This window comes from Corallococcus llansteffanensis (assembly GCF_003612055.1).
GTDB lineage: Bacteria > Myxococcota > Myxococcia > Myxococcales > Myxococcaceae > Corallococcus > Corallococcus llansteffanensis.
In genome coordinates this window covers 1-12,585 of the sequence record NZ_RAWB01000293.1, presented here as the reverse complement: position 1 = coordinate 12,585, position 12,585 = coordinate 1, and the positions used below count along the sequence as shown (strand labels likewise).

10 protein-coding genes and 1 pseudogene are annotated in these 12,585 nt (G+C 70.8%); 6 read left to right on the top strand and 5 right to left on the bottom strand.

Features of this window, described 5'->3' with window-relative positions:
- The 3 genes and pseudogenes from D7V93_RS25160 to D7V93_RS46845 form a co-directional block, all read left to right on the top strand.
- Positions 1-314: pseudogene (locus D7V93_RS25160) on the top strand (HEAT repeat domain-containing protein); the annotation flags it as partial.
- A 47-nt stretch (positions 315-361) separates the two neighbouring features.
- Positions 362-1,321: a ParA family protein gene (locus D7V93_RS25155; protein ID WP_120645816.1), complete on the top strand. Its 960-nt coding sequence runs from the start codon at positions 362-364 to the stop codon at positions 1,319-1,321.
- Between the two features lie 9 nt (positions 1,322-1,330).
- Positions 1,331-3,175, top strand: coding sequence for a hypothetical protein (locus D7V93_RS46845; protein WP_244237500.1), 1,845 nt, complete (start codon positions 1,331-1,333; stop codon positions 3,173-3,175).
- An 8-nt stretch (positions 3,176-3,183) separates the two neighbouring features.
- On the opposite strand, the gene D7V93_RS25140 is transcribed toward D7V93_RS46845, so the two are convergent.
- The 3 genes from D7V93_RS25140 to D7V93_RS25130 are packed head-to-tail and all read right to left on the bottom strand — an operon-like array spanning position 3,184 to position 7,135.
- The gene (locus tag D7V93_RS25140) at positions 3,184-4,158 is read right to left on the bottom strand and encodes a M48 family metalloprotease (protein WP_244237499.1); all 975 of its coding nucleotides are present in this window, start codon (positions 4,156-4,158) and stop codon (positions 3,184-3,186) included.
- A complete protein-coding gene (locus D7V93_RS25135) occupies positions 4,158-4,751 on the bottom strand; it encodes an SH3 domain-containing protein (protein ID WP_120645814.1) in 594 nt (197 codons plus the stop codon). Before D7V93_RS25135 ends, D7V93_RS25140 begins: the two co-directional genes overlap by 1 nt.
- Positions 4,752-4,783: 32 nt before the next feature.
- On the bottom strand, positions 4,784-7,135 hold the full coding sequence (locus tag D7V93_RS25130; RefSeq protein WP_120645817.1) for a CHASE2 domain-containing protein: 2,352 nt from the start codon (positions 7,133-7,135) through the stop codon (positions 4,784-4,786).
- A gap of 283 nt (positions 7,136-7,418) precedes the next feature.
- Between D7V93_RS25130 and D7V93_RS25125 the strand changes: the two genes are divergently transcribed.
- From D7V93_RS25125 to D7V93_RS25115, 3 genes are all read left to right on the top strand, one after another.
- A complete protein-coding gene (locus tag D7V93_RS25125; RefSeq protein ID WP_120645813.1) occupies positions 7,419-8,624 on the top strand; it encodes a hypothetical protein in 1,206 nt (401 codons plus the stop codon).
- Positions 8,621-9,388, top strand: a complete 768-nt coding sequence (locus D7V93_RS25120) for a ferritin-like domain-containing protein (protein ID WP_120645812.1) — start codon at positions 8,621-8,623, stop codon at positions 9,386-9,388. The genes D7V93_RS25125 and D7V93_RS25120 overlap by 4 nt, the downstream gene beginning before the upstream one ends.
- Positions 9,389-9,550: 162 nt before the next feature.
- On the top strand, positions 9,551-10,081 hold the full coding sequence (locus D7V93_RS25115; protein WP_120645811.1) for a TspO/MBR family protein: 531 nt from the start codon (positions 9,551-9,553) through the stop codon (positions 10,079-10,081).
- A 15-nt stretch (positions 10,082-10,096) separates the two neighbouring features.
- Here D7V93_RS25115 and D7V93_RS25110 read toward each other — a convergent pair whose 3' ends face one another.
- Positions 10,097-10,276: a hypothetical protein gene (locus tag D7V93_RS25110; RefSeq protein ID WP_120645810.1), complete on the bottom strand. Its 180-nt coding sequence runs from the start codon at positions 10,274-10,276 to the stop codon at positions 10,097-10,099.
- Between the two features lie 145 nt (positions 10,277-10,421).
- Positions 10,422-12,371 carry a PAS domain-containing sensor histidine kinase gene (locus D7V93_RS25105; protein WP_120645809.1) on the bottom strand — a complete coding sequence of 650 codons (1,950 nt, stop codon included), beginning with the start codon at positions 12,369-12,371 and terminating at the stop codon, positions 10,422-10,424.
- Positions 12,372-12,585 lie beyond the last annotated feature (214 nt).

The window sequence follows — 12,585 nt, the reverse complement described above, 5'->3', positions numbered from 1 at the left end:
ATCCCGCCCCGGCTCCCGCCGTGCGACGCACGCCCGTTCAGGCCGCGCTGGTGGCCATGGGCGCGCCTCCGCCCACGCGCGCTCCGGCGGCTCCCGTCACGCCGCCTCCTGTCCCCCCCCGCCGCGGCCCTTCGCCCGTGGAGGCGCTGTGTGGGGCGATGTTGCAGGAGGTGCGGGTCGCCGTCCGGGGACGCTCGCTCCCTGAGCTGACGACCGGGCTGTCCGCGCCGGCGGAGCTCGCCCAGGAGGCTGTTGCCCTGCTGGTGGCCCGAGGGGCCATCGTGCGAAGGGGGCACAAATACTTCGCCGCTTGAGGCAAGGTGCCTTGGCCGGGCCTCACACGTCATCCGAAGGGTCGTTCATGGAAGCGCCGACGTACAGCTCGAAGCAGGTGGCCGAGATGCTCGGCGTGACTCCGAAGGCGATCCCCGCGGAGTTGCGCAAGGACGCCTACGGCCCGGAAGACGTGTGGGAGCTGAGGACGACGCTCAACCGCTTCCCGCCCAGCGCGGGCCACCGCCGCCAGCTCTTCCTCAACTTCAAGGGCGGCACCGGCAAGACGTCGCTGTCCACGTCCTACGCGTGGCGCCTGGCGGAGCTGGGCTACGCGGTGCTCCTCATCGACCTGGACAGCCAGGGCCACGCCACCAAGTGCCTGGGCTACGAGGGCGAGGACTTCGAGAAGACGCTCCTGGACGTGCTGGTGCGCAAGACGCCGCTCATCCAGGTGGTGCAGAAGTCCACCCTGCCCAACCTGGACTTCATCCCGTCCAACCTGAGCATGTCCACGGTGGACCTGGCGCTGATGCCCATGGCCGGCCGCGAGTTCAAGCTGCGCAACGCGCTCAAGGACGTGGAGGCGCAGTACGACTTCATCGTCTTCGACGCGCCGCCGTCCTTCGGCCTGCTCAACCTGAACGCGCTGATGGCCGCGAATGACTTGTTCGTGCCGGTGCTCGCGGACTTCCTCTCCTTCCACGGCCTGAAGCTGCTCTTTGAAACCGTGCAGAGCCTGGAGGAGGACCTGAACCACGTGCTGGACCACGTGTTCATCGTGGTGAACTCCTTCAACGCCACCTTCAAGCTGGCGAAGGAAGCGCTGGAGGCGCTCCAGACGCACTACCCGGAGTACCTGCTGCCCACCATCATCCGGCAGTGCACCAAGTTCGCGCAGGCCTCCAGCGAGGGCCGCCCGGTGTTCGTGGCGGATCCGACGTCCAAGGGGGCCACCGACATCCAGGCCATGCTCGACAACGTGCTGCCACGGCTGGTGGCCGCGCACGCTCCGCCCAAGAGCGGTGGCGCGACGAAAGCCGGCTGAGATTCCGCCATGAAGAAAGCCTTTGAACAGAACGTGTCCCGCGCGAAGCCGCGCCTCCGCCTGGGGGCGCTGACCGGCGCCCTCGACCCGTCCGACCCCACGGGGACGGCCGCCGCGTCCACGCCGGAAGCGCCGCCCGCCGCCGAGTCCCCGGACCTGTCCGCCGAGGTGCGTGCCCGCATCGAGCGCGGTCGCGCCCCGCGTCCCACCGCCGCCGAGGCGATTGAAGCCGCGCTGAACACGCCCGCGCGCGCAGCGTCCCCGCAGCCGGCCCACGGGTTGCCGGCGGTGACCGCGCCGACGTTCTCGCCGGCCTCCCACGCGCTGTCCGCCCTGATGTCCCCGGAGGCGCGGCGCGAGGAGGAAGAGGAGTCCCCGGCGCCGTGGCTGGAGCAGGAGGCGCCCGAGGCCGCGCCCACGTGGAACGTGGCGGCGACACCGCCCGCGGAGGAGTCCGTCTGGGATGCGGAGGCCGTCCCGCCGGTCTCCCATCGCGAGGTCGCGGAAGCGGTCGCCGCGTCCGCATGGAATGTCTCCGCGGCGCAGGTCGCGCATCAGCGCGAGCCCGTGACGGAGCCCTTCTTCACGGAGCAGGTGGGCACCGAAGCGCCGCACGCGCGGTTCGCGGAGGCCGCGACGGCGCAGGATGCACAGGCTCCCGCCGCCGCGCGCTGGGATGCGCTCACGGCGCCGCAGGAAGCCGTGCAGGCGGAGCCGCGCTACGCCGCGCCGACGGCGACGCACGCTGAAGCGCCTCGCGCGGCCTTCAACGCTTCGGTGCACGCTGAAGCGCAGCACACGGTCTTCAACGCCCCGACGCACGCGGAAGCGCCGCGCGCCACGTTCGCGGGTCCGCCCGCCGGTGTCTCGGCCCCGACGCCTGAAGCACCGCGCGCCGCCGTCTCCGCTCCGACGGAAGCCCTCCGGGGCCCGCCCGTCACCTTCGCCTCGCCGCCTCCGGTGATGGCGCAGGCGGAAGCGCCCCGGGGCGCGCCTGCCACCTTCGCCGGGCCCCCTCCAGGGGTACAGTTCGATGGACGGATGGGCGTTCAGGCCCTCCGCATGCCCGAGGCCGAGCCCATGACGACGTACGCTGCCGTCCAGGCCTCCACCGTCACCACCGCCGAGACGGTGGCCCGACAGGAGGCTCCGCCCGCCCAGGTCGAAGTGCAGACGCCCGCGCCCCCGCGCGAGGAGATGGACTCCGAGTCGCGCCGCGAGCGCCTCAAGGCCCGCCTCAAGGCCGTGCGCGAGAACCCGCGTCCGGAGCCGCTGCCCGCCACCGTCGCTGAAGCTGGCCAGCGCGCCGTGGAGCGCATCACCCACCTCCAGGCGGAGCTCACCCGCGTCAAGGCGCTCAACCTCACGCTCACCCAGGACCTCGAGGTGGCGCGCCGTCAGGCGGAGAAGGCCACCGAGGAGGCCCGGCTGCGCATGGACGAGGCCCGCCGCCTGTCCGCGGAGATGGAAGGCCGCGTGAAGCTGCTGGCCGACCTGGAGCGCGAACTGGCCGCGCTCGAAGGCGAACGCGACGAAGCGCTGCTGTCCCTCCAGGAGTCCCGCCAGGCCCTCCAGGCCGCCGCGAAGGAGCATGAGTCCCTGGAGCAGGTCGTCACGCGCGGCAAGCTGGCCCTCGCGGACAGCCTCGCGGAGGAGGAGCGCCTCGCCGTGGAGCTGGAAGGCGCCAAGGATGAGTCCTCGTCGCTGCGCCGCGCGGTGGAGACGCTCCAGGGCGAGCGCGACGTGCTCGCCCAGCAGGTCGCGTCCCTCACCGCCGAGCGCGCCGAGCTCCTGGAGGCCCGCAAGGCCCTGGAGTCCGTGCACCGCGCCCTCAGCCAGGCGACGATGCGCTGACGCTCCGCCTACTTCGTGTCCCTGGCCACGCCCGTGGCCTTCACCACGGAGAAGCTGGCCGGCAGCGCGGGGTTGTGGAGGGAGCCCGGGGACAGCTCCACGAACGCTTCCCCGGAGTCCTTCAGCTTGTTGAGGATGTCCGCGATCTGCTTCACGCGCTCCTCCTTCTTCGGGTGGTTGGCGAACACGCCGCCGCCCTCCGCCGTCTTCGCGATGAGCTGCCGGTACGCGTCCGGGTCGTAGCCCGCGGACAGCATCAGCTCCACCGCGAGCCGGTCCGCCGCCAGCTCCTGGTCCTTGCTGTTGCCCTTGCTGAGCGCCTCCGCGGTGTCGTCCGCCATCTTCCCCATCAGGCCCGTGTCCGCGTCCAGGTCCAGCTTGCCGTCCGAGTTGCTCGCCGACAGCAACCTCTCGGCGATAGCGCCGAAGACAACATCCCCCACCACAGCGCCCTTGCACGCGCTCACCTTCACCGTGGCGTACTGGCTGAGCGCGTGCTTCAGCGCGATGTGGGCAATCTCATGCGCCAGCACGCCCGCGAGCTGGCCCTCGTTCTCCACCCCCTGGAGCAGCTTGCGCGTGACGAAGACGTAGCCACCCGGCGCGGACACCGCGTTGAAGTTGCGCGGGTCCTCGAGCACGCCGAACGTCCAGCGCAGCGTCGGCCGTGGAGACTGCATGGCCAGGTTGCGGCCCACGGTGTTGACGTAGGTGTTCAGCTGCTGCTCCGACGCTCCGGAGAGCATCAGCCCACCTCCCTGCTGGACCCAGCGGATGGCCAGCGCGCTGCCCAGCGCGTACTCCTCCGCGATGGCGGGCGGGGTCCCCAGCTTGTCGCACTTCTGGGCCTTCTCGGACGCGGCCACGAAGTCGTCCGCGGCGCCGCCCAGCTTCGCGGCCTTCAACCCCTTCGTCACCTGGGCACAGGACGTCAGGCACAGCCCCACGCCCACCGACGCCAGGACCTTCATCAGCGAGCGCATCACTTCGTCCCCTTCGTCGACTTGCTCGACTTGCCGGTGGTCACCTTCTGCGGGCCCAGGGTCGTGTTGGGCGCCACCACCGGGAACAGCCCGGCCTGCCTCACGTGCTCGGCGATCTGCTCCGGCGTCACCTTGTTGGCCAGGTCCTCCAGCGCCTTGATCTGCTTCACCGCCTGCGCGGAGGTGCCGCCCTTCTCGTTGCCGTACTTCTCCGCGCCCGGGCTCAGCGCCTTCACCGCCGCGCCGCTGGACACGAAGGCCGCCGGGTCGATGGCGCGCGTCCCGCCGTCCTTGGCCACCAGCTCCATGTTGGGCGGCTTCGTGGACAGGTTCGTCTGGAACACGTAGCCGGGCTTGCCGCCGGGCTCCGTCACCTGGTGCCACTGCTTGTTCTTCGGGTCGGCGCCCTTCCACGTCACCTGCTGTCCAGGCTGCAGCACCGCCACCACGTCCGCTGTGGGCAGCGGGCTCTTGAGCACGCGCGTGTTGCGCGCCTTCACGTAGAGCTTGCCGTCCTTCTGCACCGCCCCCGCGCCCGTCACCGGCAGCCCCAGCGCCAGCAGCAGCACACCCATCATCCGTCGCTTGGTCATCACGCTCTCCAACGGCCCAGGCCCTCGCTTCTTCATTTCTCCAGGTTCACCACGCCGTCGAACCGCTCCGGCGGAGTCTCCAGGTACTCGCGGCACCGCTCCAGCAGCGCGCCCGTGGGGCCATCCCCGGGCGCCCGTGCGGCTTCCGCCTCCAGCACCGCCACCGCGTCCGCGAAGCGCGCCTGCCGGTACAGCGCCAGCGCCTCGTGGTAGCGCGCCACCGTGTGTTGCAGGTCAGCGTCCAGCCGGCCCTTGAGCGCGAGCAATTCGTACACCGTGACGGCCTCCGTCTTGCCCGCCACCCGCACCCGGTCCAGCTCGCGCACCTCGATGTGGTCCTTCGCCAGTTCGTACGTGCGCGGGCCAATCATGATGCCGGAGCCATACGCCTTGTTCGCGCCCTCCAGCCGCGCGGCCAGGTTCATCCCGTCTCCAATGGCCGTGTAGCTGAAGAGCTGGTCACTGCCGAAGTTGCCCACGAAGTTCACCGCGCTGTTCACGCCGATGCGCGTGTACACGTCCGGGAACCCCTTCTGGCGGAACTCCACGCGCAGCGTCTCCACCGCCGCCTTCGCCGCCAGCGCACCCCGGCAGGCGCGGATGGCGTGGTCCTCCTGGTCCATGGGCGCGCCGAACAGGCACACCACCGCGTCGCCGATGTACTTGTCCAGGCACCCGCCCTCGCGCAAGAGCGCCCCGCTCACCGTCGTCAGGTACGTGTTGAGGATGCGCACCAGCTGGCGCGGGTCCTCCTTGAAGTGCTCGCTGAAGGTGGAGAAGCCGCGGATGTCGCTGAAGAAGGCGGTGATCTCCTTGTTCTCCCCATCCAGGCGCGGGAGCTGCCGCGAGCGGATCATCTGCTCCACCAGCTTCGGCTCCATGAAGCGCGTGAAGGCCTGCCGGATGAACTCCGTCTCGCGGTTGGCCACCAGGTGGTTGAACGCCAGCGCCGCCACGCTCGCGCCAATGCCCGCGAGCGCCGGCATCGCGGTCAGCACATGCGTGTGCGCCGTCTTCAGGAACAGGCCCGCCACGACGAGCAGTCCGCCGACGAGCGCCACCGGCCACCCCACCTCCAGCGGCGTCCAGCGCGCCGTCATCAGCAGCACCGCCGACACCAGCGCGACCAGGAACGTGAGGCCCAGGTCCATGCCCTGCGGCAGGCGGGTGATGAACGCGCCCGCGAGGAGCGTGTCCACCACCGCTGCCTGCTTCACCAGCCCCGGCTCCGTGGAGGAGAAGGGCGTCGCCTTGATGTCGTTGATGCCCGGCGTGGTGCCGCCAATGACCACCACCTTGCCCCGGAAGGTGTCCGCGGGCAGTTCGGGCGCCTTGCCGTTCTTGCGGAGGATCCAGTCGTTGAGCACGTACTTCAGGCTCACCAGCGGGTAGCGCTTGTGCAGCATGCCGCCGTAGTCCAGCGCCGCGCTGCCATCCGCGTCCACGCGCCAGGAGCGCTCGCCCAGGTGCAGCGCGCGGCCGGAGAGGGTGACCTCCTTCGCGCCCAGCAGGTCCGCCACCAGCCGCACCGGCAACGTCACGTAGGTGTTGATGCCGTCCGTGTACGCGAAGTGCGTGCGCCGCATGAAGCCGTCCGGATCCGCCTCCGTGTCCACCAGGCCGAACCCGTCCACGGCGCCCACCAGCGCGGGCGTGGGCGGCACCGGGTAGCGGGGCCGCATCCCGTCGCTCGACTCGTACTGGAGCGGGGGCAGCGGCTGGCCGTCCGTCCGGCCCGCCGGGAACGCGAGCGCCCGCGCCAGCGCCTCGGGCGTCAGCGTGGGCGTGGCCGTCGCAGGACCGTCCTCGAACTCCTCCGGAAACGCGTCAGCGGCAGGCGCGGCAGGCGCGGCAGGCGCGGCAGGCGCGGCTTCCGGCGCGGCGACGGGCACCGGGGCCTGGAAGTCCGCGCGGAGCAGCGGGGCCGCGGTGCCGTTGGCCACCATGCCCACGTAGAAGGGCAGGTGCAGCTCGCGAAGCACCTGGGCGAACCCCAGGTCGGCGGACTCGTCCGACGCGCGCTCGTCCATCACCGCGTCGAATAGGACCGCCTTCGCGCCCGCCGCCTGCAGCTCCTCCGCGATGCGCGCCCACAGCGTGCGGGTGTACGGCCAGTTGCCGAAGTTGGTGCGCCATCCCTCGTCCTGGCTGATGGCATCCAGGGTCGGCTGGTCGATGGCCACCACCACCACGTGCGACGACTTGCCCCGGTCACCCGCGAACGCGCTCAGGGCCTGGTCGTAGGCCATGCGCTCCGCGGGCTTCAACAGGTCCGCGTACTCACACGCCGCCGCGATCAACGTGGCCACGAGCGCGACCCCGAGCATCTGCAGCCCGTGGTTGCGCCAGCGCTGCTGGATGGTCTTCCACGGCTCACCCGCCACGGCCACTCCCCCTCACGTCGGTGCCCGCACGCTACTCCAGGCCCGGTGCGCCACGGCACTCCCGTGCCCATCGTGAATCGGACCTTGGTTCAAGAGGCCCGGTAAGAGCCGGTAGAGCAGGAGTCCGGGCAAGCCGTTGCAGCCCCTCGCCTTGTCCGGCCAGCGCGGGGGCGCGTGTTGCCGTCCGCGGAGTGCCGCCGGACCTTCTGTCACGGGGCGGACGCGGCGTTCTCCGCCGTCCGGGTCGCAGCGCCCTCCCGCCCCCGCTGACAAGGAGTCACCCGTGGCCCTGGATCTCTTCCAAGAAAAAGGCATCCCCCTGGAGAAGCAGCTCTTCACCTGGAAGGACCTCGTCCGCCGTCCCTACAGCAAGCTGGACGACGACGCCTTCACCCGCACGCGCGTCATCCTGATGAACGGCATCGAAGCGGATGCGCTGCGCATGAAGCACATCTTCGCCCGGCTCAGCCGCGAGCTGCGTCCGCACCTGGCGCTGGTGCGCCGCGCGGAGCACCACCAGCAGACGATGGTCAACTGGCTCAACCCGCCGGATCAGAGCGCCCTCGAGACGACGCTCGGCTTCGAGCAGCTCGCCATCGAGGTGACGGCCAGCGTGGCCATCCATGAGCCCGACCCGTACCTCGCGCAGACGTACCGCTTCGGGATGCTGGAGGACTTCGACCACCTGTACCGCTACTCGGCGCTCTATGACCGCGTGGAGGGCAAGGACCCCAACAACCTCATCCAGTCCTACTCCGACATCCGTCCCGGCCGGCCCACGGCGGTGGAGCACCGCCATCCGCTGGACGACCTGCGCCGGCCGTATGACCACAAGACCGCGGATCCGCTGTCCAAGCTGCACGCCGTCACCATCACCGCGGCCGAGTTCATGACCCACGACTACTACATGGTCGTGGGGCCGCAGTTCGCGGACCCCGTCGCGCGCCAGCTCTACGCGGAGATCGCCTCCATCGAGGAGCAGCACGTCACCCAGTACGGCTCGCTCTGCGACCCGGACGAGTCCCTGCTGGAGAAGTGGCTGCTGCACGAGGCCACGGAGGTCTACAACTACTCCTCGTGCCTCGCGTACGAGACGAACCCCTACGTGAAGGCGGTGTGGCAGCGCTTCCTGGACTACGAGCTGGGCCACCTGCACTACGTGATGGAGCTGTTCAAGAACCTGGAGCGCCGAGACCCCGCGGAGGTGCTGCCGCGCACGCTCCCGGAGCCCATCGCCTTCAAGGAGCACCGCGAGTTCGTGCGCAAGGTGCTGTCGCAGGAGGTGGACCTGCGCTCCAACGGTCCGGACTATGTGGACGCGTCGCGGCTGCCCCCGGGGCACCGCTCGCTCGTCTACCGGGATCAGCTCAACTCGGAGGGGTCGCCCACGGAGACGGTGGCGGCCGGTTACCACTGGAGGCCGGGCACGGAGCTCGCCGCCAAGGCGGAGCGCATGGGTTCGGTGCTGGAAGGCAGGAGGCTGCAATGAGCAAGGGCACCATCGCCGACGTGGGCATGAACCGCACCGGCATCAAGACGTCCCCCATCGACAGCAAGGACATCATCCAGGAGGCGCAGCGCGCGACGCCGAGCAGCCCGGGTGACGGCCAGGGCATCATGGAGGTGCGCAAGCAGTACGCGCGCGAGGCCGGGGACGGTCTGGGCTCCGTGCCGCCGCCGTCCAGCCTCAAGGGCATGGCGAAGACCGCGGTGGACATGCTCAAGGGCGGCAAGCCCACCGTGTTCATCGACAAGCTGGGGGAGCGGCTCGCCTTCGAGCGCACCGGTGTCCGGCTCTACGAGGGCGCCCTGTCCAAGCTGGACGTGTTCGGAAGCTGGGAGGGAGGCCCGTCGCGCGAGCTGCTCACGAAGATCCTCGATGACGAAATGGGCCACTTCGCGCTGCTCGTCGAGGCCATGGAGAAGCTGGGCGCGGACCCTACGGCAGTGACGCCCTCGGCGGACCTCACGTCGGTCATCTCCATGGGCGTGCCGGCCGCCATCGCCGACGCGCGCACGAACCTGCGCCAGTGCACGCAGGCGCTGCTGGTCGCGGAGCTGACGGACAACGCCAGCTGGGAGCTGCTCATCGACCTGGCGCGCGGCCTGGGCCACGACGCCCTGGCGGACCGCTTCCAGCAGGCGCTGGACGCGGAAGCTGAACACCTGCTGCTGGTGAAGGGCTGGCTCGCGGCGGGTGTCGCCACCGAGGCGCGCGCCCCCATGGAGTCCGCGCCCGCGCCCGCCCCTTGAGGACGGGGTGTGCAGGCCACTCGGGCCCGGTCCGTACGACGGGCCCGGCGTGTGCGTCCTCCCGGAGTGCGGGCAGGCAGGCACGCCCTGGCCCGCGGTGGCGGGAGGACACAGCTTGTGGCTTCGCACACGACTTCTTTCCGGAAGCAGGGAGGCAATGCCATGCAGCTGAGCGCGCTGGGAGGCTCCGAAGGTCTGGAACACAACGCCACGCTCAACCGCGAGTCGGCGGTGGCGCTGGGCGCGTTCGGTGCCATCACCGCCGGGGCCGTCTACCTGGGCGCGCGTGGCACCCGCGAGGCCGTGTCCCAGGGTTGGTACAAGCGGCTGAAGAAGCCGTCCTTCCAGCCCCCCGCGGCCCTCTTCGGCCCGGTCTGGTCCACGCTCTACGCGCTCATCGCCGTCTCCGGCTGGCGCATCTGGGGCTCCCCCGCGGGCGCGCAGCGCTCACGGGCCCTGGGGCTGTGGTTCGTCCAGCTGGGCCTCAACTCCGCCTGGTCGCACCTGTTCTTCCGCAGGCGCAACGTGCGCGCCGCCGCGGTGGAGAACTGGGCACTGCTGGGCAGCATCGTGGCGTACACCGCCGCCGCGAGCCGCGTGGACCGCAAGGCCCCGTGGCTGATGGCTCCCTACCTGGGCTGGGTGTCCTTCGCCAACGTGTTGTCCACCGACATCGCGCGGCGCAACGCCTGACGCCGCCTGAGGCTGCTAGTTGCGCAGGCGCGAGGGCCGGCCTGCGTTGAAGGCGAGCACCGCGGCGAAGTAGCGCGCCTGGTTCTCCGAGGCGCAGCGCACCTCCTGGATGCGGCCCCCGACCTTCACCCGGACGATCCACCCGTCATTGTCGCGGCTGACAGGGGTCTCGCTCGTCATCGTCATGTTTTCCATGTGTGTTGCTCCCTCCGGTGCACTCCCCTAGAGCACCCGCCGTGCCAGGGGATGGAAGCGTGGGATTCCAGCCCTTTGCACCGGGCCCGGGGCCCTGTCGCGGGCGCGCGGCTGAAGTTCTTTCAGCGCGCGCCCCATGCGGGGTTCAGTGCAGGTGGCGCTCCGGCTGGGCGAGCGGGAGGGCGGGCCGCGAGGCGGAGACGGTTGGCAGCGCGACATAGAACGTGGAGCCCTGGCCCGACTCGCTCTCCACCCAGATGCGGCCGCCGTGTCGCTCCACGATGTCGCGGCTGATGTAGAGGCCCAGGCCCAGCCCGCCGTAGGAGCGGGTGGAGGCGTTGCGCGCGCGGAAGTAGCGGTCGAAGAGCTGCTGCTGCTGGTCCTCCGGGATGCCGATGCCCGGGTCCTGCACGGACAGCACCATCAGGTCCTTGCTCACCGACAGCCGCACGCGGATGGTGCCCCCGTCCGGGCTGTACTTGAGCGCGTTCTCCAGCAGGTTGAAGACGACCTGCTCCAGCCGGTACGCGTCGCCGTGGACGGACACCTCCTCCGGGGGACGCTCGAAGTCGAAGACGTGGTTGCCGCGCTGGTTCTCCATTGCCGCCAGCGTGTGCTCCACCAACGTGTCGAAGCGGGTGGCCTCCGGGTGCAGCGACAGCCGGCCTGCCTCGATGCGCGAGGCGTCCAGCAGGTCGTTGATGAGGCCGGTGAGGCGCGTGAGCTGCTGGCGCGCGTGGCGCAGCAGGCCGGGGTCCACGTGCTCGCCGCGCTCCAGGCGGCGCTCCAGCGTGGCCAGGCGCAGGCTCAGCGGCGTGAGCGGCGTCTTCAACTCGTGGCTCGCGATGGAGAGGAAGTCGTCGCGCACGCGGATGGCGTCCTGGGCCTCGCGGTACAGGTGCGCGCGCTCCTCCTCCGCCTTCTTCCGGTCGGTGACGTCCTCGATGATGATGCCCACGCCCAGCAGCCGGCCGTCCGGGGTGCGCACCGGGTAGCAGCTGCCGCTCAGGTAGCGCCGGGGGCCGGGGACGCCCAGGTCCTCGTCGGTGGTGGTCTCGATCTGCACTACGGGCTCCCCGGTGCTCAGCACCTGCCGCAGCAGGGACGCGGCGACCTCGCCCGGGCCGGCCCCGAACAGCTCCCGGGGCGTGTGGCCCGGATGCGCCTCGGCGGGGACGCCGTTGATCTGCGCGAGCGTCTCGTTGACACGCACGTACCGCATGTCCGTGCCCACGAAGCCGATGCCCACGGGCGCGCTGCGGAACAGCAGGTCCAGCTGGGCGAGGTGGGCCTCGCGCTCGGCCTCCACGCGGCGGCGGTCGGTGATGTCCTCCACCATGCCCACGCCGCCCTCCACCTCGCCGTTGTCGCCGTAGCACGGGGCGAAGCGGATCCGCACGGGAGTCACCTTGCCGGTGGTGAGCGCCCCGTAGTCGCCCTCGTAGTCGCACGGGTGGCCGTTCAGGGCCTCCCGCACGCAGGTCATCAGGCGCTCGTCGCGCAGCGTGAGCAGGTGCATGCCCACGAGGTTGCGCTTCGACGTCCCGATGATGCTCGCGAACTGCAGGTTGCAGGCGGTGATGATGGGCACGCGGTCGAAGTGGAAGACGCCCAGGGGGGCGTTCTCCACGAGCAGCCGGTAGAGGCGGTCCGCCGACTCGTCGTGGTGCGGGAACACCTCGGGGGCGCCGGGGATGTGTTCGACGGGCTCCTCCAGCGTGTCGATGACTTCGTGCAGCCGGCGCATCATGAGCACGATGCGCTCCATGTCACCGATGCCGGTGGTGCCCACCGTCAGCTCCACCAGCAGCTCCACGCCGTCGCGTCGCCGCGAGAAGACCCGGGTGGGGCGCCCGCCGAGCACCTTCCGGCGCGACAGCAGGTAGCGCATCAGGCTCAGCCCGTGGAAGTGGTGCAGGCGGGGAGGGAAGAGGTCGGTGACGGGCCTGCCGAGCAGCTGCTCGCGGTCCCAGCCCAGCAGCCGCTCCGTCGCCGCGTTGACGTGGAGGATGCGCTCGTCCGCTCCACACGCGATGACTGGATCGACCGCGGCGTCCAGGACGGCTTCCAGCTCCCGTGCGGCTCCTCCGTCCATGCCTCGCTCCTGGGCGCCGGTTCCACGCGCCGCGGAAGCCGGTCCTGCCGGGACATGGGGGTCCCCCGGCGTTGACGGGCGCGAATCCAGTCGCCTCGTGCGCAGCCCCTTTGCCTACAGGTACACACTGCGGCCCGAAACGGCGCGCTGACGCCGGCTCTTCCGGCCCGCCAGCCCGCCTGGAGGGAAGGCGGGCGGGCAGCTCATCCTGGGG